General features: G+C 70.0%; 24 protein-coding genes. 13 read left to right on the top strand and 11 right to left on the bottom strand.

Annotated features, from left to right (window positions below):
• The first annotated feature begins 3 nt into the window (after window positions 1-3).
• From EJK15_RS14280 to EJK15_RS14265, 3 genes are all read left to right on the top strand, one after another.
• Window positions 4-237 (top strand): helix-turn-helix transcriptional regulator, encoded by a 234-nt coding sequence (locus EJK15_RS14280; protein WP_138710882.1) that lies wholly within the window; start codon window positions 4-6, stop codon window positions 235-237.
• 37 nt (window positions 238-274) lie between these two features.
• Window positions 275-2,383, top strand: a complete 2,109-nt coding sequence (gene uvrB, locus EJK15_RS14275) for an excinuclease ABC subunit UvrB (RefSeq protein WP_138710881.1) — start codon at window positions 275-277, stop codon at window positions 2,381-2,383.
• Window positions 2,384-2,924: 541 nt separating this feature from the next.
• Complete coding sequence (locus tag EJK15_RS14265; protein WP_138710880.1) at window positions 2,925-3,491, top strand: nucleoside deaminase; 567 nt, start codon at window positions 2,925-2,927, stop codon at window positions 3,489-3,491.
• Window positions 3,492-3,683: 192 nt separating this feature from the next.
• Here the strand turns inward: EJK15_RS14265 and EJK15_RS14260 are convergent, their stop codons facing one another.
• Window positions 3,684-4,445: an alpha/beta fold hydrolase gene (locus EJK15_RS14260; protein ID WP_138710879.1), complete on the bottom strand. Its 762-nt coding sequence runs from the start codon at window positions 4,443-4,445 to the stop codon at window positions 3,684-3,686.
• Window positions 4,446-4,506: 61 nt separating this feature from the next.
• Here EJK15_RS14260 and EJK15_RS14255 point away from each other — a divergent pair, with 61 nt between their 5' ends.
• Window positions 4,507-5,040, top strand: a complete 534-nt coding sequence (locus EJK15_RS14255; protein ID WP_138710878.1) for a PadR family transcriptional regulator — start codon at window positions 4,507-4,509, stop codon at window positions 5,038-5,040.
• A 281-nt stretch (window positions 5,041-5,321) separates the two neighbouring features.
• Here the strand turns inward: EJK15_RS14255 and EJK15_RS14250 are convergent, their stop codons facing one another.
• The gene (locus EJK15_RS14250; protein WP_138710877.1) at window positions 5,322-6,203 is read right to left on the bottom strand and encodes a serine protein kinase RIO; all 882 of its coding nucleotides are present in this window, start codon (window positions 6,201-6,203) and stop codon (window positions 5,322-5,324) included.
• A gap of 249 nt (window positions 6,204-6,452) precedes the next feature.
• Between EJK15_RS14250 and EJK15_RS14245 the strand changes: the two genes are divergently transcribed.
• On the top strand, window positions 6,453-7,013 hold the full coding sequence (locus EJK15_RS14245) for a hypothetical protein (protein WP_240776966.1): 561 nt from the start codon (window positions 6,453-6,455) through the stop codon (window positions 7,011-7,013).
• Here the strand turns inward: EJK15_RS14245 and EJK15_RS14240 are convergent.
• A complete protein-coding gene (locus EJK15_RS14240) occupies window positions 7,010-7,690 on the bottom strand; it encodes a Uma2 family endonuclease (RefSeq protein WP_338089871.1) in 681 nt (226 codons plus the stop codon). The two genes, EJK15_RS14245 and EJK15_RS14240, sit on opposite strands and share 4 nt — an antisense overlap.
• Window positions 7,691-8,121: 431 nt before the next feature.
• Window positions 8,122-8,727 carry a hypothetical protein gene (locus tag EJK15_RS14235; RefSeq protein WP_138710876.1) on the bottom strand — a complete coding sequence of 202 codons (606 nt, stop codon included), beginning with the start codon at window positions 8,725-8,727 and terminating at the stop codon, window positions 8,122-8,124.
• Window positions 8,728-8,866: 139 nt separating this feature from the next.
• Here EJK15_RS14235 and EJK15_RS14230 point away from each other — a divergent pair, with 139 nt between their 5' ends.
• Both EJK15_RS14230 and EJK15_RS14225 read left to right on the top strand, forming a co-directional pair.
• Window positions 8,867-9,634: a glucose 1-dehydrogenase gene (locus tag EJK15_RS14230; RefSeq protein ID WP_338089870.1), complete on the top strand. Its 768-nt coding sequence runs from the start codon at window positions 8,867-8,869 to the stop codon at window positions 9,632-9,634.
• A 3-nt stretch (window positions 9,635-9,637) separates the two neighbouring features.
• Window positions 9,638-10,444, top strand: coding sequence for an alpha/beta fold hydrolase (locus EJK15_RS14225; protein ID WP_138710875.1), 807 nt, complete (start codon window positions 9,638-9,640; stop codon window positions 10,442-10,444).
• Window positions 10,445-10,607: 163 nt separating this feature from the next.
• Here the strand turns inward: EJK15_RS14225 and EJK15_RS14220 are convergent, their stop codons facing one another.
• The 5 genes from EJK15_RS14220 to EJK15_RS14200 all read right to left on the bottom strand — a co-directional run bounded on the left by EJK15_RS14220 (window position 10,608) and on the right by EJK15_RS14200 (window position 15,827).
• A complete protein-coding gene (locus tag EJK15_RS14220; protein ID WP_138710874.1) occupies window positions 10,608-11,213 on the bottom strand; it encodes a DUF4126 domain-containing protein in 606 nt (201 codons plus the stop codon).
• Between the two features lie 219 nt (window positions 11,214-11,432).
• On the bottom strand, window positions 11,433-12,248 hold the full coding sequence (locus tag EJK15_RS14215; protein WP_138710922.1) for a carbohydrate ABC transporter permease: 816 nt from the start codon (window positions 12,246-12,248) through the stop codon (window positions 11,433-11,435).
• 2 nt (window positions 12,249-12,250) lie between these two features.
• Window positions 12,251-13,213, bottom strand: a complete 963-nt coding sequence (locus tag EJK15_RS14210) for a carbohydrate ABC transporter permease (protein ID WP_138710873.1) — start codon at window positions 13,211-13,213, stop codon at window positions 12,251-12,253.
• The gene (locus tag EJK15_RS14205; RefSeq protein ID WP_138710872.1) at window positions 13,203-14,519 is read right to left on the bottom strand and encodes an ABC transporter substrate-binding protein; all 1,317 of its coding nucleotides are present in this window, start codon (window positions 14,517-14,519) and stop codon (window positions 13,203-13,205) included. Before EJK15_RS14205 ends, EJK15_RS14210 begins: the two co-directional genes overlap by 11 nt.
• Before the next feature lie 57 nt (window positions 14,520-14,576).
• Window positions 14,577-15,827 carry an ROK family transcriptional regulator gene (locus tag EJK15_RS14200; RefSeq protein WP_138710871.1) on the bottom strand — a complete coding sequence of 417 codons (1,251 nt, stop codon included), beginning with the start codon at window positions 15,825-15,827 and terminating at the stop codon, window positions 14,577-14,579.
• A gap of 99 nt (window positions 15,828-15,926) precedes the next feature.
• On the opposite strand from EJK15_RS14200, the gene EJK15_RS14195 reads away from it, so the two are divergent.
• The 3 genes from EJK15_RS14195 to EJK15_RS14185 are packed head-to-tail and all read left to right on the top strand — an operon-like array spanning window position 15,927 to window position 20,037.
• Window positions 15,927-18,107, top strand: a complete 2,181-nt coding sequence (locus tag EJK15_RS14195) for an alpha-N-acetylglucosaminidase (protein WP_138710870.1) — start codon at window positions 15,927-15,929, stop codon at window positions 18,105-18,107.
• An 11-nt stretch (window positions 18,108-18,118) separates the two neighbouring features.
• Window positions 18,119-19,033 carry an N-acetylmuramic acid 6-phosphate etherase gene (locus EJK15_RS14190; RefSeq protein ID WP_138710869.1) on the top strand — a complete coding sequence of 305 codons (915 nt, stop codon included), beginning with the start codon at window positions 18,119-18,121 and terminating at the stop codon, window positions 19,031-19,033.
• Window positions 19,030-20,037 (top strand): N-acetylglucosamine kinase, encoded by a 1,008-nt coding sequence (locus tag EJK15_RS14185; protein WP_138710868.1) that lies wholly within the window; start codon window positions 19,030-19,032, stop codon window positions 20,035-20,037. The genes EJK15_RS14190 and EJK15_RS14185 overlap by 4 nt, the downstream gene beginning before the upstream one ends.
• Before the next feature lie 29 nt (window positions 20,038-20,066).
• Here the strand turns inward: EJK15_RS14185 and EJK15_RS14180 are convergent, their stop codons facing one another.
• Window positions 20,067-21,191 carry an NAD(P)H-dependent flavin oxidoreductase gene (locus tag EJK15_RS14180; RefSeq protein WP_138710867.1) on the bottom strand — a complete coding sequence of 375 codons (1,125 nt, stop codon included), beginning with the start codon at window positions 21,189-21,191 and terminating at the stop codon, window positions 20,067-20,069.
• A gap of 16 nt (window positions 21,192-21,207) precedes the next feature.
• Entirely contained in the window at window positions 21,208-21,891 is a 684-nt protein-coding gene (locus tag EJK15_RS14175) for an acyltransferase (RefSeq protein ID WP_138710866.1), read from the bottom strand.
• A 110-nt stretch (window positions 21,892-22,001) separates the two neighbouring features.
• Here EJK15_RS14175 and EJK15_RS14170 point away from each other — a divergent pair, with 110 nt between their 5' ends.
• Genes EJK15_RS14170 through xerD form a run of 3 tightly spaced genes read left to right on the top strand, consistent with a single transcriptional unit; the run spans window position 22,002 to window position 25,248 of the window.
• Window positions 22,002-23,666 carry a CTP synthase gene (locus tag EJK15_RS14170; RefSeq protein WP_138710865.1) on the top strand — a complete coding sequence of 555 codons (1,665 nt, stop codon included), beginning with the start codon at window positions 22,002-22,004 and terminating at the stop codon, window positions 23,664-23,666.
• A gap of 52 nt (window positions 23,667-23,718) precedes the next feature.
• A complete protein-coding gene (locus EJK15_RS14165; RefSeq protein ID WP_138710864.1) occupies window positions 23,719-24,327 on the top strand; it encodes an NUDIX domain-containing protein in 609 nt (202 codons plus the stop codon).
• A gap of 15 nt (window positions 24,328-24,342) precedes the next feature.
• Window positions 24,343-25,248, top strand: a complete 906-nt coding sequence (gene xerD, locus EJK15_RS14160; RefSeq protein ID WP_138710863.1) for a site-specific tyrosine recombinase XerD — start codon at window positions 24,343-24,345, stop codon at window positions 25,246-25,248.
• Window positions 25,249-25,253 lie beyond the last annotated feature (5 nt).

Genomic DNA, 25,253 nt, shown 5'->3' with positions numbered 1-25,253 from the left:
GTGATGAGCGAGACCGTCTACAACCGCATCGCGCTGTTGCGCGCGGAGCGGAACGTGACCCGCAGGCAACTGGCCGACGCCCTGGGCGTGCACTACCAGACCATCGGCTACCTGGAGAGGGGCGAATACAGTCCCAGTCTTTACCTGGCGCTGAAGATCGCCGATTACTTCGAGGTCCCCGTCGAGGTGGTGTTCTCCACCACACCCTTCCCGCGGATCGGCGAGCGGTCGGCCTGACGCGGATTCTGTCAGCCCGGCCGCCTACAGTGGCAGCATGCGACCGGTCACAGATTTGCAGCGGAAGGTGGCGCCGTTCGAGGTCGTCACCGAGATGACTCCCTCTGGCGACCAGCCGACGGCCATCGCCGAGCTGGAGCGCCGCGTCAAGGCCGGGGAGAGGGACAACGTCCTGCTGGGCGCCACGGGCACCGGCAAGACGGCCACGATCGCCTGGCTGATCGAGCGGCTGCAGCGGCCCGCGCTGGTCATGCAGCCCAACAAGACGCTCGCCGCCCAGTTCGCCAACGAGCTGCGGGAGATGCTGCCCAACAACGCGGTGGAATATTTCGTCTCCTACTACGACTACTACCAGCCCGAGGCGTACGTCCCGCAGAGCGACACCTACATCGAGAAGGACTCCTCGATCAACGACGAGGTCGAGCGGCTGCGCCACTCGGCCACCAACTCGCTGCTCACCCGCCGCGACACGATCGTGGTCGCCTCCGTGTCGTGCATCTACGGCCTGGGCACGCCGCAGGAATACGTCGACCGCATGGCCCGGCTGCGCGTCGGCATGGACGTCGACCGTGACCAGCTGCTGCGGCGCCTAGTCGACATGCAGTACACGCGCAACGACCTGGCCTTCACCCGGGGCACGTTCCGGGTGCGCGGCGACACGATCGAGATCATCCCGAAGTACGAAGAGCTGGCCGTGCGCATCGAGATGTTCGGCGACGAGATCGAGAAGCTGTCGACCATGCACCCGCTGACCGGCGAGGTCATCACCGAGGACGAGGAGCTCTACATCTTCCCCGCCTCCCACTACGTCGCCGGCGAGCAGCGCATGGCGGCCGCGGTGACCGGGATCGAGGCGGAGCTGGCCGAGCGGCTGTCGGAGCTGGAGCGGCAGGGCAAGCTGCTGGAGGCGCAGCGGCTGCGGATGCGCACGACGTACGACATCGAGATGATGCGGCAGATCGGCACCTGCTCCGGCATCGAGAACTACTCGCGTCACATGGACGGGCGCGAGCCCGGCAGCGCTCCCAACACGCTGCTCGACTACTTCCCCGAGGACTTCCTGCTGGTCCTGGACGAGTCGCACCAGACCGTGCCGCAGATCGGCGCCATGTACGAAGGCGACGCCTCCCGCAAGCGCACGCTGGTCGAGCACGGGTTCCGGCTGCCGTCGGCGATGGACAACCGGCCGCTGAAGTGGGAGGAGTTCCTGGAGCGCATCGGGCAGACCGTCTACCTGTCCGCCACGCCGGGGCCCTACGAGCTGGGCCGGGTCAAGGGCGACGTCGTCGAGCAGGTCATCCGCCCGACCGGCCTGGTCGACCCCGAGATCGTCGTCAAGCCCACGAAGGGGCAGATCGACGACCTGGTCCACGAGATCCGTGAGCGCGCGGACCGCGACGAGCGCGTCCTGGTCACCACGCTGACCAAGAAGATGTCCGAAGACCTGACCGACTACCTGCTGGAGCTCGGCGTCCGGGTCCGCTACCTGCACAGCGAGGTCGACACGCTGCGCCGCATCGAGCTGCTGCGGGAGCTGCGGGGAGGCGAGTTCGACGTGCTCGTCGGCATCAACCTGCTGCGCGAGGGCCTCGACCTGCCCGAGGTCTCGCTGGTGGCGATCCTCGACGCCGACAAGGAGGGCTTCCTGCGCTCCGAGACGTCCCTGATCCAGACCATCGGCCGCGCCGCCCGTAACGTGTCGGGCCAGGTCCACATGTACGCCGACAAGATCACCCCGTCGATGGAGCGGGCGATCGACGAGACCAACCGGCGGCGGGCCAAGCAGGTCGCCTACAACGTGGCCAACGGCGTCGACCCGATGCCGCTGCGCAAGAAGATCGCCGACATCCTGGACTCGCTGCAGCGCGAGGACGCCGACACCGACCGGCTGCTCGGCGGCGGGCGGCAGCAGTCACGCGGCAAGGCCCCTGTGCCCGGGTTCGCGACGCGGCAGGCCGGGCAGCACGCCAAGGCCATCGCGGGCGAGATGCCCAGGGCCCAGATGGAGTCGTTGATCGATTCGCTGACCGAGCAGATGCACCAGTCCGCGGCCGATCTCCAGTTCGAGGTCGCCGCCCGGCTGCGCGACGAGATCAAGGAGCTCAAGCGCGAGCTCCGCGACATGCGCGAGGCGGGGGTGCAGTAAGCGCCGCCCTCATGGTGCATACGTCTGGCCGGTGATCAGGCCGAAGACGGCGACGAGCAGCGCCAAGCACAGCAGCATCACCAGCACGCCTGCCATGTTCGTGAAGAGTGAGCCGCCCCCGCTGGGCAAGTGCCGGCGGCTCCTCCAGCAGCGGGCGAACCTCGTCGAGCAGTCTCCTTCGCGTCTCCGAGTCGAGGCACCCGGTCAATTCTCCGGTGCTTGAGAAACGGAACACGACCACCCAGGCACGCTGCTCACCAGGAATTGGCGGATAAACTTCCGAGCCCTCGAAACCGGGAAAGGATCGCAATGGCTTCATTTATTTTCTGCTGCCATCGCCGATAGTCCATCTCGCGGCCCTCGCGGACTTTCCAGGAGATCACCACGGTGGCGCCATCACCTCAGGGCCCGCGGTTCACATAAGGTTTCACCTGGGCAAGTGTAGTCCGGGGCGCCCTGGGAAGAAGTGCGGCGACGAATAGTGCATAACGGTTGATCGTGTCCAAGTTTCAGCCGTGTTTTACCTTCCGGAGGTTGCCAAATGACACCCAAGGATTTCATGGCCGAAGCTGTACGGCTCGCCACCGAGTCCGTGACGCATGGCTGGGGCGGTCCGTTCGGCGCGGTCATCGTCATGGACGGAGAAATTCTGGCCCGCGGGCAGAATCGCGTCCTTCTCACCGGCGATCCGACCGCACACGGCGAAGTCGAGGCGATCCGCAAGGCCATTCAGACCCTGAATCCGATGGCGCCTTCCGTCTCGGAGGAACACCAGAACGAGTCGACGCTCGAGCTCGTGCCACGCCCCGAGGGGTCGCCTGATCCGCTGCCCGAGCGGGCCAGGATGCTCATGGGCTGTTCCCTCTATACGAGCGGCTATCCGTGCCCGATGTGCATGAGCGCCATCTACTGGTCAAGGATCGACGCCGTGCACTTCAGCTCGGACCTGGAGGCGACACGGAAGATAGGTTTCGACGACGCCTTCCAGTACGAAGACTTCATGAGACCCCTCGATCAGCGCAAGATCGAAATGGAGCAAATTCATCCCGAGCTCGGCGCCCAGGCGTACGCGGCTTGGATGAACAAGTCCAACCATCACCCATACTGATCGGCGCTGCAGGCGTCCGTCCCCGGGAAGGCCGGGGAGGTCGGCGCCATCGAGAAGCCGATCCCCGACAGCTCCTCATCGACCATCTCGAAGAGCATCAACTGTGTCAGCTCACCCGGATGACCGGCGCGAACACCTCTATTGCGGTACGAGTAGCTGATGCCTTGACGTCTCACCGCAAGTGCACTCGGGCTAGGGGAGGAGGGTTCTGATGGTGCGGGCGAAGGCCTCGGGGTTGTCGAGCATGATGTTGTGACCCGACTCGGGGATGCCGAGGACCTGGACACCCGCCGCGCGCAGGTCGTCGGCCGCCGCCGGCGCGTCGCCCTCCGGGTGCAGGAAGGCGCGGTGGATCGGGAGGGCCTTCAGCATCTCGCGCATCGTGGGGTGGGTCCCTTCGGCGAGGCTGACGGCCGTACGGTGCAGGCCGCGCGGGTCCGCCAGCCGCATCGTGGACCACCAGTGCGGCCCCACCCGGTCACGGACCTCCTTCCAGCCGTACGAGACGAACGCCTCCTCGGTGTAGCTCGCGATGCCACTGCTGCCCGGCTGGACGGGGACCGGGGGATGGGGGTCGAGGTTGGCGTCCACGAGGATCAGGTTGGAGACCAGCTCGGGGTGGCGGGCGGCCAGGACGATGGCCACCGCGCCGCCCATGCTGTGGGCGATCACCGACGCGCCGGCGACCCCCGCCTTCCGCAGCGCCTCGGCCAGGGTGTCGGCGTGAGCTTCGAGCGTGTAAGAGAAGTCCTGCGGCCGGTCGCTGATGCCGAAGCCGAGCAGATCGATCAGGAGGGAGCGGTGGCGCGGCAGCAGGGGATGGGCGGCGACCTCCGCGTAGTAGGGGGCCGAGGTGGCGCCGAGGCCGTGAATGTAGACACGCGCCGGGTCGGCGCCCGGCAGCTCCACCCAGCGCATGCGTGCGCCGCCGGGGTGGACGATGGCATCGTGCATGACAGGCCTCCTCATGTATCGGAGCCAATATATATCGACTCCGAGGTATATGCTTATGGCCATGTTGGAACTGGCGATACTCGGGTTCCTCAGGGATAGGCCGTTACACGGCTACGACCTGCGTAGACGGGTGGCGGCCCTGATGGGGCACGTACGTCCGGTGGCCGACGGCACGCTCTACCCGGCGATCAAGCGCATGGCCGCGGCCGGCTGGCTGATCAGGAAGGACGAGCCTGGAGCGGCCGCCGCGCCCCGGCGCGTGCTCTACCTGACGGACGAGGGGCGTGAGGAGCTGGAGCGGCGGCTGCGGGAGCCGGACGAGCTCGACATCAGCGATGAGAACCGGTGGTTCACGCTGCTGGCATTCCTCCGCCACCTGGGCGAGCCGCGTGCGCAGGCGGCCGTGCTGCGCAGGCGGCTGGCCTTCCTGGAGGAGCCGACGAGCTTCTTCTACGACGGGGACCGGCCGATGGCGGCCGAGGAGTTCGGGGACCCGTTCCGGCAGGGGCTGCTGACCATCGCCCACGCCACGAGCCAGGCCGAGCTGACCTGGCTCCGCACCACCATCGACGCCCTCGACCGTCCATCCGCTTGAGTCGCGCCTCCGCCATCGTCTCTTCCGCGGTCGTTTCTCCCACGGGCCGCTCTTCCACGGGCCGCTCTTCCACGGGCCGCTCTTCCACGGGCCGCTCTTCCACGGGCCGCTCTTCCATGGGCAGAGCCACGGATCAGGCCTGAGCAACGGCACTATGGCGGCGATCCTGCAGAGCGGCGCGACGGCGAGGCCGCCGCGTGTACGCGCTGCGACCGGGTCGGCGAGCCGCCGCGCTGCGGCGAATACCGTTGTGCGCGGCCACGCTGCCCGTGGGTGAGGAGTCAACGGGCGATCCCGGCCTCCGTACGCAGGAGGGCGGCGAGGGACTCCGGGTCGGCCGCCGTGACGCCCTTGGCGGCGAACCAGGTGGCGACATTGCGGGCGTCGCGGTCGAGGAACGACGGACCGGCCGGATGGGCGATCACGTCCACGATCTGCGGCAGGTCGATGATCACCAGCCTGCCGTCGTGGACCAGGAGGTTGTACGGGGACAGATCCCCATGGGCCAGCCCCTCCCTGGCGAGTGTGACCATGGCCTCGACCAGTTGTTTCCACAGGCCGTCCAGGTCGTCGGACACCTGGGCGAGCCGCGGCGCCGCGTACCCGTCGGGGGTCCCGATGAACTCCTGCAGGATCTCCGTCCCCAGGATCTGCACCGGGTACGGCACCGGAACCCCCAGCGCCCACAACCGGCACAGCGCCCCGAACTCGGCGACCGCCCACTGGGCGGCGATCACCTGCTTGCCGAACGCGGTGCGGTTGGCCATGGCCCGGTTCATGCGGTCGTCGCGGGTAGCGCGGCCCTCCAGGTAGCCGGAGTCGCGGTGGAACAGGCGGTGCTCGGCGGAGCGGTAACGCTTGGCGGCCAGCAGGCACACCCGATCGGTGCCCGGCACGCCACGGGAGATCAGGTGGACGTCGGCTTCCTTGCCGGTCTTGAGCACGCCGTACTCGGTGTCGACGGCGGCCAGCTCGGTGATCAGCCAGGCGGGGTACGGCCGGGGCCCCTTCTCCGTGGGCGTGCTCTGGTCCCAGGTGGACCAGCGGTCGCCCGCGGGCGGGCCGTCATCGGCGGTGTTGACGGGTGTGCTCTCGAGCCATTCGATGTCGTCGGCGTCGAGGGCGTGCTTGCCACGGCTGCGGTGCTGTGAGTGCTTGGGCACGGTGGGATTGCTCCAGATGTGAGGCCCACCGGCCCGCCGATCAGCTCAGCGAACGCCCGGTGGGAAGGAATGAGGACGCGGAAACGGCACGCGAACAGTCGTCATCACGGTCTCACCCTCCCTTCGCGTCGCAGCGATCAACTCGGCAGAGTATGCCGGGGCGCGGCCGGGCGCCGCAACCGATTTATCCCGCCCGAGGGCACCGATAACGCGGTGCGGCGGGCGCGGACCGGCTTGTAGCGTGCGGGCATGCGACGATGCGGGGAATGCGGCCACTGGGAGCCCGCCGGAGCGCCCGGCTGCGCGCGGTGCGCCGGGCTGGTGGACGAGATCGTCGAGGAGGGCTGGAGGGCCTTCCTGGAGCGCGAGTTCGGCACGACCGAGCCGCTCGATGAGCGGCTCATCGCCGAGATGGTCGTCGACGAGCCCGGCAAGCACCCCTGGCGCGTGGTCGACGCCGCCTACGACCGGCTGACCTGCGCCGAATGCGGCGCCAGGCTGAGCAGGGGCCCGGCCGCGTGCGCCGCCTGCAACCTGGCGAACGGCTTCCGCTACTCCGCCATCGAGATCGACCGTCCGGGCGTCCCGCCGGGGAACGAGCACGCGCTGCGGGTGAACGTGTCCGTGGCGCGCAGGCCGTACGGGATCTCGGAGTCCGAGGTGCTGCTGCGGCGCCTGTCGCTGCCCGTCCTGCTCGAAGGCCTGCTCCCCACCAGAGCGCAGGCCCAGGCCACCAAGGCGATGGCCAGCAAAGCGGCCACGGAGGCCGAACTCGCCACGCTGATCTATGGGGAGTGGAGCCGCGCCTAGGCCGGTGGCCAGTTCAACGTGAGGTCGATGTCCACGTCGAAGCCGATGTTGGTCTGCAGCCGCTTGCGGTGGATGCCGGTGGGGACATAGGCCTTGACCGCAGGCTCGAGCTCGAAGGTGTAAACCACGGGAAGCCCGTCTTCCTCCTCCACCCGCCAGAAGTATTTGATCCCCGCGTTCGAGTATTTGATCGGCTTCGTGGTCCGATCCCTCTCCACGGATTCCACGGAAGCGACCTCAGCCACAAGGTACACGGCCTCTGGCGTGAAGGAGGTGGTCTCAAGGGAGAGCGTCGCCTTGTCAACCACGAGGATGTCCGGCTCCGGCCGCTGGCGCGGACCCAAAGTGATCGTCATCTCGCGAATGACCGCGAGATGCGCGGGCGGCTCGAGGGAGTGCTCGAACCGTCCGACCGCGAGCATGTGGAAGAGGCTCTGCGGTGGCCTCATGACGAGCGCCCCGTCGATCAACTCGACGTGCCGGGGCGCGTCGGGAGGGAGATGATCGAGCATGTCGGAGGTCCAGCCACCGGCAGGGCCGGGATACAGCCATTCGGGAAGAGCCGTGGTCATCTTGAATTCATCCGCGGATACTCCAGCCTTCAGGGCGGAGAGGAAAGAACTCCCGCGTAGTGGCGCAGGGAAAGCCGTCTCGCTGTCCAGGCGAAACGGCGTCAAGGTATGCCGTGCCACCCCGCAGCCAGAAGCACGCGGGATGGCACGGGTTGCGGCCTCACGACCGCGTACGCCGCTTGCGCGGGTGACGCCCGCACGGCCAGGTGAAGCCGTGCAGGTCTCCCCTCGACCATGTTGGACACTCCGCTGCCCGAAGACGTCCGCGTCCCGTTTCGTTCCTGCTCCGGGGGGTGTCTGCTGACGCGGATTCCAGGGTCCGCCGCTGAGGAAGCACGGCGGAGTGGATCTGCTGACGTGTGTCCAACGTAGCCACCAAGGTCACCTCCCATTGCGTGGTGGCTGGGTCTGGTCACTCCGGCCCCACCCCGACGAACGAGGCAAGCCCCGACCTTCACTTCAGGCCTGGGAGCGAGTGACCTTCGCGACGCGTCTCGGCACTTCGAATGAATCCATCCTGCCACGGTCCGTAGTCGTCAGGGGAGGTCTTTGCGTTCCTGCATCGTGCGGCGGTAGAGCTCGTCGATCTCGTCCAGCGGGTCCGGCGGGCGGCGGCGGGCCTCGATCTCCAGGTCCGTGCGGGAGGTGAGGTCGGCGATCCCCGAGCCCGTGTGGTGCACCTGGTCGCCGAGGAGGTCGGCGCGGATGCGGGCGCACATCGCCGTCAGCTTGGCCTGGTGCTGGCGCAGCCGGTCCAGGGTGGCGTGGTCGACGTACGGCGACACGCGGCGCTGCTGGGCGTACATCCCGAGCTGCCCGTCGTGCACGTCGGCCTGCGCCGTCAGGTCGGCCAGGAGCCGCGGCAGGTCGCCCAGCCCCCAGCCCTGCTGCTGGGCTTGCTCGACGGCCTGGCGGGTGAGGGCCACCTCGCGGCGCAGGTCGAGCCGGAGCCGCTCGACCTCGGCGGCGTCGCCCGTGCCCATCGCGTTGACGTGCGTGGACAGCCGCGTCGCGGCCTGCTTGGCCTTGCCTGCCGCCTTCTTGCCCACCTTGACCAGCAAGTAGATGCCCACGCCCGCCAACAGCAGCAGGAACGCCAGGATCACCAGCACGATGACAAGAACCTCGCCGATCTCCGCCACCTCCCATTGGTGTTGATGCCTAGAGGATAGTGCGCCGGAGGCGTCTTGGCGCGCTCACCCAAGCAAGCACTTGATCCATCCAGGGGGCTGTGCTTCAGTTCACATATTTGCGGATCGCAGGCGGAAAGGGGTGGGGCCCGTGCTTGACGGCAAGATCGTGATCATCACCGGTGGCGCGAGGGGGATGGGCGCGGCGACCGCGCGGCGCTGCGTCGCGGCCGGTGCCCGCGTCGTGCTCACGGACGTGCTCGTCGAGGAGGGTGCGGCCACCGCCAAGGACCTCGACGCCCGCTTCATCCGGCACGATGTGACGGACCAGGACCAGTGGGCGACGGTGGTGGCCCGGACGGTGGAGGAGTACGGGCGGCTCGACGGCCTGGTGAACAACGCCGGCATCGCCACTTTGCAGCCCATCGAGCAGCAGTCGCTCGAGGAGTTCGAGCGCGTGCTCCAGGTCAACCTGGTGGGCGTCTTCCTGGGGCTCAAGGCCGTGGTCGGCGCCATGCGAGAGTCGGGCGGCGGCGCCGTCGTGAACCTGTCGTCGGTCGCGGGACTCTTCGCGCTGCCGGGCACGGGCGGGTACGGCGCCTCCAAGTGGGGCGTGCGCGGCCTCACGAAGATCGCCGCCCTGGAGTTCGGCCGGGACCGCATCCGCGTCAACTCCGTCCATCCCGGCATGATCGTCACGCCCATGACGCACCAGTTCGGCGCCGTGTCGGGCGAAGGCACCTTCCCCCTGGCCCCGGCCGGGCGCTGGGGCGAGCCGGAGGAGGTCGCGGAGGCGATCGCGTTCCTGCTGTCCGACGCGGCCTCGTACGTCACCGGCGCGGAGCTCGCCATCGACGGCGGGTGGACCGCGGGGGAGTCGGCGCTGCTGCCTCGCCCCAACGAGGGAGAGGCGGGGTGAGTCATGCCGTACGCGGACGTCGGCGGAAATGTCAGGCTCTTCTATACCGATGACGGGAGCGGCGACGGGCCGCCGCTGCTGCTCGTCCACGGCTGGGGGACCGACTCCCACCAGTGGTCGTGGCACATCGACGCGCTGACCGCCGCCGGATACCGCGTGATCGCCGCCGACCTGCGCGGGCACGGCTACTCGTCGGTCCCGGAGACGGGCAACACGCCGCGCATGATGGCCGAGGACCTGCACGCCCTCCTCGACCGCCTCGGCATCCCCAGGGTCGTCGCCATAGGGCACTCGATGGGCGCCCAGGTCGTGTCCATCCTCGCCGTCGAGCACCCGGAACGGGTACGCGCTCTCGTCGTCCTCGATCCCGGCTACGGCATCACCGCCGACATCGCCCGCGGCTTCCCCCGGCTGATCGAGGGCCTGCGCGGTGAGGACCCCCACGCCGCCGCCGAGGCGATCGACGAGTGGTGCACGAACGCCGCCACGCCCGCCGTCATCAGGCGCTGGCACAAGCGCCGGCTGTACGGCATGCCGCCGCATGTGCTCGCCCAGGCGTTCGAGGCCCTGTTCGTGGGGCCCGACGCCATCGGGCTGAGGCCCGCGAGCGACGACTACCTGGCACGCCGGCAGTGCCCGGTGCTGTCGATCTGGGCGGATCCGGGCCGGGCGGACTGGGAGGCCGGCCTGCTGAAGGATCCCGCGTCCAAGATCGTGTGCTGGGAGGGCTCCAGCCATCGGCTGCACGAGGAGCGCCCCGCCGAGTTCACGCTTCTCGTGGGCGGGTGGCTGCGGAGCTTGCGCCTCTGAGAGGCCCGGCGGCGCGGATGCCACCGCCGGGCCTGTTGGTGTGAGCGTGGCAGGGGTTGGGGGCCGCGTGACGCTCACACGTCTCATCAGGTTGTTCGCTAACCTGGGAGCACCATATGAGGCGCGTGAGCAGCGGCGGATCCGCCCGCAGAGTGAGTGTGGATCATCCTGGAGGCTGACCTCGGGCCGCGCGCCTGCGGGCCCGGAAGTGGCGCACCCTTCTGATCAGCCACCACGCCGGCACGGCGAGCACCAGCAGGGCGACGATCACCAGGATCGGGGCGAACACCGCGATCAGGCTCATGCCGAACGCTCCGGCGTCCTCCGCCGTGCTCACGACCGGGGCGCCCACCCCCGCCGTCCCCGCGTTGATCACCGGGCGGGCCGCCGCCTTCATCGCGTGCACAGCCAGCGCGACCATGATCCCCAGCAACCATCCGGCCCACGGGTTCTCGGTCATCCACGTGGAGTTCTCCAGCTCGGCGGCCGCGTTCGTGGCGGAGAAGACCACGCCGCCCGACGCCGGGCGCACGACGGTCTGGATGGCGTCGTTGACGCTGTCGACGGCGGGCACCTTGTCGAGGACCATTTCCGCGGCCAGCAGCACCGCGATCATCGCGAGCACGCCCCAGTTGGACAGCCACGCGTAGCCGTCGGGGAGCTTCACGGCGTCGGTCACGTTCGACAGCACGCCTACGACCAGGAGCGGGATGTAGGCGTTCAACCCGGCGGCCGTGGACAGGCCCACACCGGTCAATGCGGCGAGCATGCCACCCAGTCTGCCCGCCCCGATCCATCCGCGCGGCGTCGTCCATGAACGGGCGGAGAGCAACGACCCGGTCAGGTCCTGGCCGAGGAGGCCGGGCAGCGAGGGAGGAACGAGCGCTCCAGCGCCACCGGCAACCGCCCGCCGACCGTGGCCGGGGTCCCTTGAGGGAGGCACGGACGGCGCTCGCCGAGGGGACCTCGGCCTCCGTGAGGGGCGCGATCAGCCCTTGATGGCGCCCTGGGTGATCCCGTTGACGAAGCTGCGCTGGAAGATGAGGTACACGACGACGATCGGCGCGATGACGATCAAGCAGGCCGCCGCCAGCAACGGGATGTCGGTGGTGTACTGGCCGACGAAGAGTCCGAGGCCGCCCGGTGCGGTGCGCCGGTCCGGGTCCTGCATCATGACCAGGACCAGCATGAACTGGTTCCATGACCACATGAAGTACAGGACCGACAGCGTGGTGATCGCCGGCCACGAGATCGGCAGCAGCACCCGCGCCAGCACGATGAGATCCCTGGCGCCGTCGATGCGCGCCGCCTCGACGAGCTCGCCGGGCACGTTCGAGAAGTGCGTCTGCATCCAGTACACCCCGAACGGCATGAACAACGCCGCCTCGGCGAGGATGATGCCGGTGTAGGAGTTGGTGAGCCCGACCTCGCGCAGGTTGAAGTAGAGCGCCACCACGATGACCTCGATCGGCAGCGTGAGCCCCAGCACGAACCCGAACGACAGCGTCCGGTGGCCCCACACCTTGAGGATCGCCAGCCCGTAGGCGGCGAGCGTGGCCAGCACCACCGAGAGCGGCACCACGCAGACCGCGATCAGCAGGCTCGAGCGCATGAGGGCGGTGAAGTTGCCCCGCTCCCAGGCGAGCGCGAAGTTCTCCCACGACCACCGGTCCGGGATGCTCAGCCCGTCGAGCTGCGCGCCGGGGGGATGCAGGGCGGCCAGAATGATGCCGATGAACGGCACCAGGATCATGGCCGTCATCAGGACGAGCACTCCGTACCGGATTCCGACGCCGCCGCGCATTCTCAACTCTCATCCCTGGTGAAGCGTCGGACGGCGCCGACGACGGCGATCACGATCACGGTCAGCACGACGGCCAGCGCGCTGGCGCCGCCGATGTCGCCCTCGTTGAAGGCCAGCCGGTAGACGAGCAGGCCGGGCACGTTGGTCTGCCCCGCCGGGCCGCCGTTCGTCGTGGTGAAGACGAGGTCGAAGCTGGCCAGCGCCGCGATCGTGGTGATGACGCCGGCGACCGTGATCTCCTTGCGCACCCCGGGCAGGGTGACGTGGAGGAACTGCCGGTACGCCCCTGCGCCGTCGAGCTTCGCCGCCTCGTACAGGGAAGTGTCGATCTTCTGCGCGCCGGTGAGGAAGAGCATCATGCACAGCCCGCTCATCACCCAGGTCCCGATGAGCCCGAGCGCGATCAGCGCCAGGCCGTAGTCGCCGAGCCAGGCCCGGGTGATCGCCCCGAGCCCTACCAGGTCGAGGATCTGGTTGACGACGCCGGTGTCGCTGTAGAGCCAGCGCCAGGTGATGCCGACGGCGACGAGCGGCAGCACCTGGGGAAGGAAGAAGACGATCCGGAAGAACGTCATCCCCCGGCGCACCTTCCCCATCAGGAGGGCCGTCATGAGCAGCCCGACACCGATGGGGATGACCGAGAAGAAGACGATCAGCACGAGACTGTGCAGGATCGCCTCGTACAGCGCCGAATCCTGAAATATCTTGACGTAGTTGCTGAGGCCCGCCCATTCCGATGGCAGGATACCGTCCCAGGTCAGCAGGGACAGGCGCACCGTGGTGATCGCCGGCCAGATGGCGAATCCCAGGTACACAGCGAGCGCGGGCAGGACGTAGAGCCAGCCGCGCAGCCGTCGTCCGCGCCAGTGCGGGGGGCGGGCGCGCCTCCCGCCGGCCACCCGCCCCCCGCCGGGTGCCGGGGCGGCCCGCGGCGGGGAGATGGAGGGGCTCAGATCACGAGCCATGGTGTCCGTCCCACGACTCCTGCAGGGAGCGCAGGAAGGCGTCTGGGGTCATCTTGCTGCTGATGAGGCCCTGGATGCCGGGAGTCAGCTTGTCGATCATGCCGGGGGAGGCGTAGTCGGGAAACGGGACGATCCCGTTGTTCTGCGCCACCGGCGTGAAGACGGTCGCGATGTCGCCGCGCAGGCCCTGGGCGCCCAGCTCGGCCTTGGTGTCGACCGGCATGAACCCGCCGTCGAACTCGATCTTCGCCGCTTCCGGCGAGCTCAGGTAGTCGAGGAACGCCGCGGCGACGTTCGGGTTCTTCGTCTTCGACGAGATGGCGTACGCGACGCTCGCGCCCGAGGCGACCTTCGCGGGCTCGCCCGATGCCGTGGGCATGAGGAAGAAGCCGACGTCGTCCTTCAATTCGGTCTCCAGGGCGGTGGCGCCCCAGTTGCCGGTCACCAGGAACGCGCTCTTGCCCTTGGCGAAGTTCGCCAGCGCGTCGGTGTCCGCCGTGGCGTTCGCCGAGGCGGGGAAGTAGCCCTTCTTCGCCCAGTCGGTCAGCGTCTGGGTGGCCTTCCGCGCGGTGTCGGTCTCGATGGTCGCGCCCGGCTTGCCGTACACCCAATTCCGGTAGTCGGCGACGTCTCCCGTGACATTGAGCAGCGCGTTCCACAGGTGGAACCCGCCGACCTGGAGCGCGCCGAGGCTCAGCGGCGTCTGGCCGGAGTCCTTCACCTTCTGCATCGCGGCCTCGAACTCGGCCAGCGTCTTCGGCGCCTCCTTCACCATCTTCTTGTTGTAGTAGACGCCGACCACGGAGAGCCCGCCCGGCACGGCGTACAGACCGCCGGTCCCGAACTGCTTGGCCGACTTGTCGGAGCTGAGAATCTCGAGGGTCGACGGCGGGAACTTGCCGTTCCAGCCGTACGCCTTGGCCCACGGGTTGAGGTCGAGGATGAGGCCGGCCGGGACCAGGGAGTTCATCGCACCCGGGTTGTACTGGGCGATGTCCGGCGCCGCGTCGGACGACATCGAGAGTTTGATGGACTTGATGTAGTCGTTGAACGGCGTCATCTGGGGCTTGATGGTCACGTTCGGGTGCTTCTTGGTGAAGCCGTCGATGAGCGTCTTGGTGGGCGGGTCGTTGGAATAGGCCAGGGTGAGCGTCACCGGGTCGTTGGAAATGGTCGTCGATACGTCGACCTTCTTCGCCGTATCTCCGCCCGCGCTACCGCCGGTGCCCGCGCAGGCCGTCAGGGCCAATGCCGCCGTGACGCCGAGCGCCACGAGCGCGGTGTGCCGCCGGGCTGGTGTCGTCATATGCGTGACCTTTCTCTTTTCATGGTGGCGTCGGCTGGCGCGTTGTCTTCAACGGGCCTAGTGACGACCGCTTCTCACCAGGCCGAACCTGGTGCGCTCGACCTCGTCCAGCGAGTGGAGCAGCGCTCCGTGGACGACGGCGTCTTCCTGGAGCGTCGAGACCTCCAGAGCCGGCTGGTCCAGCGGCTCGCCGGACAGATGCCGCCGGAGCGCTGCGAGCAGCGTCTCGCCGCATCTGGCCAGGGGGCCCCCGATGACCACGAGCCGCGGGTTGAGGATCGCCCGGATCACGGCGATGCCCTTGGCGAAGCGGCGGGCCACCACGTCGATCGCCTCCAGAGCCGCCGGCCTGGCGTCGACGACGGCATCCAGCACGGCCTCGAGCGCGCGCTCTCCCGCTGCCTCGATCCGGGCGCGGAACTCGCCGTCGCTCGCGCGTTCTGCCGCCGCCGTGGCCTGGCGCACGATCTCCGCGCCGCCGACCCGATCCTCGAACGGGCCCAGGCCATGCGGATGGCGCGACCCGGAGGGACCGGTGCCCGCCCCGTCCGTGAACAGATCGAGGAAGCCGACGTCGCCGGCGTCGTTGGAGGCGCCGCGGTAGAGCTCGCCGTTCAGCACGATCCCGGCGCCGACGCGCTCGCCCCAGTGGAGCATCACCAGGGAGTCCTCGCGGCGCTCCGGGTCTCGCCATCGTTCGCCCTGGGTGGCCAGCTTGACGTCGTTGTCCAGGTAGACCGGGCAGCCGAGGGCGTCCTTGAGCCGGCGTACGAGGACGTCGCCGGCCAGGCCGGGCATGCTCGGGATGAGCTTGATGACCCCGGCGGCCGGATCGACGATGCCGGGGGTGCCCACCGAGGCGAACCAGAGGTCGCCGGTCGTGATGCCCGTCGAGCGCAGCGTCCGCTCCACCGTGGACAGGAGTGCCCGCACCACCTGCTCACCGCTCGGCCCGGCGCCGAGTTGCGCCGCGTCGGCCGCGGTGACCGTCCCGGACAGATCCGCCACCGCCACCCGCAGGTCCTGCGGGCTGATCGAGAGGCCGAGCACGTGGCCCGCCTCCGCCCGGAAGCGCACGAGCTGCGCGGGCCGGCCCGCCCGGGTGGAGTCGCGATCAAGGGGGCCGAACTCGACGAGTCCCTCCGCGACCAGTGCGTTGAGTGAGCGGGTGACCGCCTGGCGGGAGAGCCCCACGGCCTTGGCCAGCGCGGACACGCTCATGCTGGTCTCGGTCCGCAGTTTGCGCAGGATGGCGGCGGCGTTGACCTCTCGCATGAACTGCGTGCCGGCGGCGACCACCTGCTCCATGCTCTCTCCCTGGCATCGACTGATCGACCGATGTGCCGGTACGCTAGCATATTAATTATGGACCGTACGGAACTAATTCGTCGAGGGGTGTGACCTGCGATGTTGTCCGGTGACGGCGAGCATGCGCCGCTTTGGGCGGACACGGTCCGCGGTCTCGCCCATCGCGTTCTTGGGCCCGTGGCGGAGTCGGTCCGCTTCGCCGCGCGCGACGGAGCTCGCGGCGAGGGGCGCGGCTACGCGTACGAGGCGAAAGGCGGCGAGCTCACCGTCGCCGCGACGGACGGGGTGAGCGCGTCCGTCGCGCTCCATCACTATCTCCGGGAACGCTGCGACATGTCCGTGGGCTGGGACACGGTGCTGCCCCTGCCGCTGATGTCCCTTCCCGACGCCGCGCTCCGCCAGGGCTCGGCCCGGGTCCAGGAGGGGTACTACTTCAACTTCTGCACCTTCAGCTACACGATGCCCTACTGGGACTGGGCCGACTGGGAACGCGAGATCGACTGGATGGCCCTGCACGGCATCACCATGCCGCTCGCCATCACCGGCCACGAGGCCGCGCTGCACGCCGCCTACTCCCTCCTCGGTCTCGACGACCACCAGATCCGCGGCTTCCTGGGCGGGCCGGGCTACCTGCCGTTCCAGTTCATGGGCTGCCTGGACGGCTTCGCCGGTCCGCTTCCCTCGTCCTGGATCGACAGCCATCGCGAGCTCGGGGCGCGCATCCTCGACCGCGAGCGCGCCTTCGGCATGACGCCCGTGCTCCCGGCCTTCACCGGGCACGTCCCGCGCGAGGTCGCGTCGACGGCGCGCGCCGGTCGCCGCCAATGGCAGGGGTTCGAGACCTGGGTCCTCGACCCGGCCGACCCGCTTTATGAGCGGATCGGAGCCGAGATCACGCGCGCCCAGATCAAGCTCTTCGGCACCGACCACCTGTACGCCGCCGACCCGTTCATCGAGATGATCCCCATCGACGCCGACCCGGCCTTTCCCGGGGCCGTGGCGGCGGCGACGCTGGCCGGCCTGCGGGCCGCCGACCCGGACGCGGTCTGGCTCATGCAGGCCTGGCCGTTCTCCTACCAGCGGGACTTCTGGACCGAGGACCGCGTCACCGCCTTCCTCGAGGCGATTCCTGATGACCGGATGCTCGTGGCGGACCTGTGGGCGGAGCACGATCCGCTGTGGGGCCGCTTCGAGGAGTTCTCCGGAAAGCCATGGCTCTGGTGCGCGCTGCTCAACTTCGGTGGCCGCACCGATCCGATCGCCGACCTGCCCGGAGTGCCGGCCGCGATCGACGCGGCCCTGGCGGCGCCGAGCCCGCCCACCGGCCTCGGCCTGTCCATGGAGGCCACCCGCAACAACGCCGTCTTCTTCGAGCTCGTCGCCGACCAGATCTGGAACCGGATCCCCGGCATCGGCGCCTGGCTCGACGCCTTCGTGACCCAGCGCTACGGGGGCCGGTGGACGGCCGAGCTGCGGGCGGCCTGGCACGGGCTCCTGGAGACCGTCTACGACGCCCGGGGCCGGAGGATCTTCCCTCAGGAGTTCGAAGGCGTCATCACCGCCAACCCCTCCTACGCGCGGATACCCGACGGCGTGGCGGAGCTCCGCGCCGAGGCCTCCGGCGCTCTCTGGTACGACCCGGCCGTGCTGGCGCAGGCCTGGGAACGGATGATCGAGGTGGCCGAGCACGATCGCGGCCTGCTGACCGGTCCGCTGGGGCACGATCTCGTCGAGGTGGCCGTGGCCTACATGGCCAGGGTCGCCGATCGGTACCACCTCGACGCCGTAGAGCGGTCGGTGCGGCGGGGCACGGCCAGCCCGCCCGATGTGGCCCGGTTCCTGCGGGTCTTCGATGACCTGGACCGGGTGCTCGCCTGCCGGCGTGAATTCACCTTCCAGCACTGGGAGTCGAAGGCGCTGTCGTGGGCCGATGATCCGGCCGACCGTGACGTCCTGCTGGACAACGCCCGCCGCATCATCACCGTGTGGGGCACCGTGGACAGCCCCCTGCTCGACGACTACGCGGGCCGGCACTGGAGCGGGCTCGTCGGCGGCTACTACCGCGACCGCTGGGCGTTGTGGGCGGACGGCCTCGACCGCGCGCTCGCCACACCCGGCGACGGCCCCGAGGCGGACCTGTGGGAACGACTCCGTGATCGCGCCGAGCTCTTCCTGCGGGAAGGCCCGCCGCCGGCGCCGCAGGAGCTGGGCGATCTCGCCACGGAGTCGCGCCGGCTGTTCACCGCGTATGCGGGCGCGCTCGACGCAGGACATGAATGACGAGGAGCACGATGACCCAGCCACCACCGACGGAACGCCGCAACCCGCGCACCGCCGCCATCGACACCCTGGAGTCCGGCGACGTCCTCCGGCTGCTGCTGGACGAGGACGCCAGGGCGGTCGAGGCCGCCCGCGCCGCGGCCGGGCCGCTCGCCCGGGCGGTGGACGAGGCGCATCTCCGGCTGGGCCGGGGCGGGAGCGTGCACTACTTCGGCGCCGGCGCGTCGGGGCGGCTGGCGGTGCTGGACGCCACTGAGATCACGCCGACGTTCGGGGTGGCGCGCGACCTGTTCACGGCGCACTTCGCCGGGGGGCCCGCCGCGCTCACGGACTCGTCCGTCGACCGGGAGGACGCCGAGGAGCTCGGGGCGGCCGACGCCGGGACGCTCGGCGAGAGCAGCGTGGCGATCGGGATCACGGCGTCCGGGTCCACCCGGTACGTGGCCGGGGCGCTCCGTGCGGCCAGGGCCGCGGGCGCGCTCACGGTGCTGGTCACCTGCAATCCGGACGCGCCGCTGCGCGAGCTGGCGGAGATCAGCGTCGTCGCCGACACCGGGCCGGAGGCGCTCACCGGGTCCACCAGGCTCAAGGCGGGCACGGCGACCAAGGTGCTGCTGAACGCGTTCTCGACAGCGCTCATGATCAAGGCGGGGCGGACGTACGGGAACCTCATGGTCGGGCTGGTGGCCACCAACGCCAAGCTGGGCGAGCGGGCCGTGAGCCTGCTCGTGGAGGCGACCGGCGAGGACGCGGCGGCCTGCCGCGCCGCGCTGGCCGAGGCGGGCGGGCGGATCCCGGACGCGCTCGTGCGGCTGCTCACGGGCTGCCCGCCCGAGCAGGCACGGGCCGCGCTCGAAGCGCACCCGGGCGTGCGGGCGGCCGTCGCCGCGCTCTCCCGCCCGTCCCCCCTCGGGCACGCCGGATGAGCCGGACCGGATTCGCCGGCGTGGACGTCGGCGGCGGGGGGATCAGGGTCCGGATCGAGGCCGGGGAGGCGAGTGCGTACGGGGAGGACGCGGCCCCGGTGCCACGCCGGCAGGGCCGCGTCGACCTCGACAGGCTCGCGTCGCGGATCGCCGCGGTCGTCGAGAACGCCACGCCAGGCCGGTTCGCCGGGATGGCGATCGGGGTGACCGGGCTGCCCGGGCTGGTCAGGGACCCCGGCACGCTGTGGCGCGCTTTGCGGGAGCGGTTCGGGCTGGACGTGCTCGTGGTCGCGGGTGACATGGTGACCACGCACGTGGGGGCGCTCGGGTTCCGGCCCGGGGTCGTCGTCGCGGCGGGCACCGGCGTCATCACGCTCGGCACCGACCTGGACGGCGTCTGGAACCAGTCCGACGGATGGGGGCACCTGCTCGGCGACCACGGCGGCGGAGCCTGGGTCGGCACCCAGGGACTGCACGCCGCCCTGCGCGCGCACGACGGCCGGGCCGGCGGCTCCATCGCTCTGCTCGAACGCATGACCGCCCGCTTCGGGCACCCCATGGACCTGGTGGCGCTCGTCTACGAGTCGGGATCCGCGGCCCACCACCTGGCGTCGTTCGCGCCGTGCGTCGGCGAGGCGGCCCGCGCGGGAGACCCGGTCGCCCGGCGGATCTGGACCGAGGCGGGGCGGCAGCTCGGCCAGACCGCCGTGGCCGCCGCGACCGGGCTCGAACCGGTCTTCTCCTGGGGCGGCCGGCTCTTCGACGCGGCGGACCTGCTGATGGAGCCGTTCCAGAGCACCGTCAGGGAGTCGCTGCCCGGCGCCCGCTTCGCGCCGCCGCTCGGCACCTCGGCCGACGGGGCGCTCGCCCTGGCCAAGGCCGCCGCCGACGGCTCCGTGCAGCCACACCACCCCTACCTGTACGTCTTCACGACCAGCCGGCCGGCGGTCCCGGACGCAGCGGGCCGATCCGGGAGGGGCCCGGCCGGCAGCGCCGGGCGGTAGGCCGGCAAGGGGCGCTTGCGGCGGCGGGGTCACTCCGACAGGCGGGTCAGGCGTTCCACCGCCTCGCCGTACTCGCTGATCATGTCGTACACCACCTGGCGGGCCGGCTTCACCTGGTCCAGCTGCCCCACGACCTGCCCGACGTAGTAGTTGACCAGCTCCACCGCCCCCGGCTCGCCCTTCTCCGCCGCCGCCCCGATGCGGGCCATCGCGCCCTCGGCCAGCAGGATCTGCAGCGGCATTCCCAAAGGCCCAGGGCTCTCCTGCCCGGAGTCCCACTCCTCCGTCCAGGCCGACTTGAGCTGGCGGGCCGGCTTGCCCGTACGGGACCTGGACCGGACGGTGTCCAGCGACGAGGCGGCCAGCAGCTTGCGCTTGACCGCGGGCGCCGTCTCCGCCTCCTCCGTGGTCAGCCACACCGAGCCGCACCACACGCCCTCCGCCCCGAGGGCCATGGCCGCCGCCATCTGCCGCCCCGACGCGATCCCGCCCGCCGCCAGCACCGGCACCGGGGCCACCGCGTCCACGACCTGCGGCACCAGCACCATCGTGGCGATCTCGCCGGTGTGCCCGCCCGCCTCGGTGCCCTGGGCGACGATGAGGTCCGCGCCCGCCGCCACCTGCCTGCGGGCGTGCTCCACCGTGCCGACCAGCGCGGCCACCGGCACGCCCGCCTCCCTGGCCTTGGCCACCATCTCCTGAGGAGGCGGCCCGAGGGCGCTGGCGATCAGGCCGATCGGGTGCTTGAGCGCGACGTCGATCAGCCCTGTCGCCCCCGTCGCCGTCACCCGCCTGCCGAGCTCGTCCGCCACCGCCGTCAGCGGCCGGGCGGGCGCGCTCACGCCGTACTTGCCCAGTAGGTGCGTGACGAAGTCGCGGTGCCGGTCGGGGATGTGGTCCATGAGGTGCGCGCTCCGGTCCAGTGCGGAGGCGTCGACCTTGCCGGGCACGAGCACGTCCACGCCGTACGGCCGGCCGCCCACGTGCTCGTCGATCCAGGTCAGCTCGGTGTCGAGCTGCTCGGGCGAGTACGCGATCGCGCCCAGCACCCCGAACCCGCCCGCGTTCGTGACGGCGGCGACCACGTCGCGGCAGTGGCTGAAGGCGAACAACGGAAACTCGATGCCCAAACGCTCACATATGGCGGTCCGCATGATCCGACGCTAACCGTCAGAAGGATGTTCGGTCCATCCCCGAGTTCAGGTAAGCCTGCTCGACGGCCGCGGGGAGGGCGGGGGAGTGCCACCCTAACTCGCGCGTGAAGCCGCGCACGCGCTTGGCCGGCACCCCGGCGACCACGCTGTGGTCGGGGAACTCGCCGCGTACCACCGCGCCGCCCGCCACCACGCAGTGGCGGCCCAGCGTGGTGCCCGGCAGGATGATCGCGCCCGTGCCCAGCCACGAGCCCGAGCCGATCGAGACCGGGCTGTTGCGCGGCCACTGCCTGCCGATCGGGATGTCGGGGTCGTCGTAGACGTGGTTCTGGTCGGTGATGTAGACGTACGGGCCGGTGAAGACGTCGTCGCCGATGTCGATCGACTGGTGGGCCACGATGTGCGAGCCCCGGCCGATGGAGCAGCTGTCGCCGATGCGCAGGATCGAGTCCGGGCCGAGGTCCGGGCCCGGCATCATGCCGCACGAGATCGACACGCGCTCGCCGATCAGCGTGTGGTCGCCGATCTCGATCCACTGCTCGCCGAAGATCGCGCCTGGGGGGAACGCGATGCTGACCCCGTCGCCCAACCGGCGGAACCGGTGACCGGCAGGCGAGGCCGGAGTGATCGCACCCGCGCGGCGGATCGCCGCGTAGGTACGGTGAATCAGCGCGCCCATTGCCCGCCGTACAAGTGACATAGGGATCAAAGTTACCGCTACGTCATGCTGTTCGGGCATGTGAGGGGCGTTGTTTGATATCCTGAGAGCCCGTGGACACTTGCACCACACCTCGAGCCACGGGAGCCCCTTTGCGCAGCGCATCGCAAACCAAGCATCTGTTCGTCACCGGCGGTGTCGCCTCCAGTCTAGGCAAGGGGCTCACGGCATCCAGCCTCGGTCGCCTCCTCAAGGCACGCGGTCTCAGGGTCACCATGCAGAAGCTCGACCCTTACCTCAACGTCGACCCAGGGACCATGAACCCGTTCCAGCACGGCGAGGTGTTCGTCACCGACGACGGCGCCGAGACCGACCTCGACGTCGGCCACTACGAGCGGTTCCTCGACACCGACCTGCACGGCTCGGCCAACGTGACCACCGGGCAGATCTACTCCAACGTCATCGCCAAAGAGCGGCGGGGCGAATACCTCGGCGACACCGTCCAGGTGATCCCGCACATCACCAACGAGATCAAGGACCGGATCAGGGGCATGGCCGGTCCTGAGGTGGACGTGGTCATCACAGAGGTCGGCGGCACGGTCGGCGACATCGAGTCGCTGCCCTTCCTGGAGGCCGTGCGGCAGATCAGGCATGAGGTCGGGCGCGACAACGTGTTCTTCCTGCACGTGTCGCTGCTGCCGTACATCGGGCCCTCCGGCGAGCTCAAGACCAAGCCGACGCAGCACAGCGTGGCGGCGCTGCGCAGCATCGGCATCCAGCCGGACGCGATCGTGCTGCGGTCCGACCGGCCCGTCCAGACGGCGATCAAGCGCAAGATCAGTCTCATGTGCGACGTGGACGAGGACGCCGTCGTCTCCGCCGTGGACGCGGTCTCGATCTACGACATCCCGAAGGTGCTCCACTCCGAAGGGCTCGACGCGTACGTGGTGCGGCGGCTCGGCCTGCCGTTCCGCGACGTCGACTGGAGGGAGTGGGAGCAGCTCCTGCGCCGGGTGCACCGGCCGGCGAAGGAGGTCACCATCGCCCTGGTCGGGAAGTACATCGACCTGCCGGACGCATACCTGTCCGTCACCGAGGCGCTGCGCGCCGGCGGGTTCGCCAACGACTCGCGGGTCAACATCCGGTGGGTCAAGAGCGACGACTGCGAGACCCCCGACGGCGCCGAGCGCGAGCTCGACGGCGTGGACGGCGTGCTGGTCCCCGGCGGGTTCGGTGTGCGCGGCATCGAGGGCAAGATCGGCGCGATCCGCCACGCCCGCGAGAACAAGATCCCGCTGCTCGGCATCTGCCTCGGCATGCAGGGCATGGTCATCGAGGCCGCCCGCAACATGGCCGGCATCGAGGACGCCAACTCCGCCGAGTTCGACCCCGAGACCAAGCACGCGGTCATCTCCACCATGGCCGACCAGGAGGACGTCGTCGCCGGCGAGCGCGACATGGGCGGCACCATGCGCCTGGGCAGCTACACCGCCAAGCTCGGCGAGGGCACGCTCGCCAGGCACCTGTACGGCGGGAAGGCCAAGGCCGACGAGCGCCACCGCCACCGCTACGAGGTCAACAACGCCTACCGTGAGCAGCTCGAGAAGGTCGGCCTCGTCTTCTCCGGCCTGTCGCCGGACGGCCGGCTGGTCGAATACACCGAGTTGCACCCTGACATGCACCCGTTCTTCATCGGCACCCAGGCGCACCCCGAGTTCCGCTCCCGCCCCACCCGGGCCAACCCGATGTTCAAGGGCCTCATCGGCGCCGCCCTGGTGTACGCCGACAGCCGGGTGGCTGCGAAGGTGGGTCCGTGAGTCCGAGGGCGGTGGCTTGCGTGACCAACGAGGACCGGAAGCGAGTGCGACCATGATCACAGATACGCCCGAGGCATGGGACGTCGTCGAGACGAAGGAGCGGTTCGCGGGCTACGTCATCCGCGTGGTCACCGACACCGTGAAGATGCCCCGCGACGAGGTCGCCGACCGCGACTACGTGGTGCATCCCGGATCCGTCGCCGTGCTCGCCCTCGACGACCGGGACCGGGTCCTGATGATCAGGCAGTATCGCCACCCCACCCGCCGGCTGATGTGGGAGCTGCCCGCCGGGCTCCGCGACGTGGAGGGCGAACCTCTGGTGGCCGGGGCCGCCCGCGAGCTCGCCGAGGAGGCCGGCTACCGGGCCGGGACCTGGCACACGCTCATCGACCTGCGCTCCTCACCCGGCATGTCGGACGAGCGCATCAGGGTCTTCCTCGCCCGTGACCTGTCCAAGATCCCCGACGAGGAGAACGGCTTCGTCCACCGGCACGAGGAAATCGACATGCCGGTCGAATGGGTGCCCCTGGCCGACGCGGTCGAGAAGGCGCTCATGGGAATGATCCACAATTCCCCGGCCGTGGCCGGTATCCTCGCCGCATATGCGGCTTCGGTCGAGGGATTCGCTTTGCTGCGCCCCGCCGACGCCCCTGAGGCGTGACGGAAGGACCCATTCGTGGAGGCAGTGCTCTCCAGCTACCTCGCCCATCTGGCGGTGGAGCGGAGCCTGGCTGCCAACACGCTCGCGTCCTACCGCCGTGACCTGCGCCGATACCTGGAGCACCTGCAGGCGCGGGGCCGCGCGCGGCTCGACGAGGTGGGGGAGGCCGACGTCCAGGCCTTCCTCTCCGCGTTGCGGGAGGGCGACGGCGAGCATCCCGCGCTGGTCGCCAGCTCGGCGGCCCGCGCCGTCTCCGCCGTGCGCGGGCTGCACCGTTTCGCCCTGCGCGAAGGTGTCACGGCCCACGATCCCGCCCACCAGGTGCGCCCGCCGCGCCAGCCCCGCAGGCTCCCCAAGGCGATCACGGTGGACGAGGTCGAGCGGCTCATCGCCGCCTCCGGCCCCGACGGTGCGCCCCTCACCTTGCGCAACCGCGCCCTGCTCGAGGTCCTGTACGGCACCGGCGCCCGCATCTCTGAGGCCGTCGGCCTGGCCGTGGACGACCTCGAGGACGATCAGGTACGCCTGCGCGGCAAGGGGGCCCGTACCCGGGTCGTGCCGTTGGGGCGCTATGCCCGCTCCGCCCTGGACGCTTATCTCGTCCGCGCCCGGCCCGGCCTCCTCGCCCACGGACGCGGCACCCCCGCCGTCTTCCTGAACGCCCGGGGCGGGGGGCTGACCAGGCAGGGAGCGTGGGAGGTGCTCCAGGCCGCCGCCGAACGAGCCGGGCTCGACGGGATAAGCCCGCACGTTCTCCGGCATTCCTTCGCAACCCATCTCTTGGACGGCGGCGCGGACGTTAGGGTGGTCCAGGAACTGCTCGGCCACGCCTCGGTGACGACCACGCAGGTCTACACCCTGGTCACGGTCGACAAGCTCCGCGAGGTCTATGCCGCGGCGCACCCCCGTGCCCGGCAGTGATCTAT

It is taken from the genome of Nonomuraea basaltis (assembly GCF_005893125.1).
GTDB lineage: Bacteria > Actinomycetota > Actinomycetes > Streptosporangiales > Streptosporangiaceae > Nonomuraea > Nonomuraea basaltis.
Note: the sequence above shows the minus strand (reverse complement) of the source record. Positions and strands in the feature narration are given on the sequence as shown.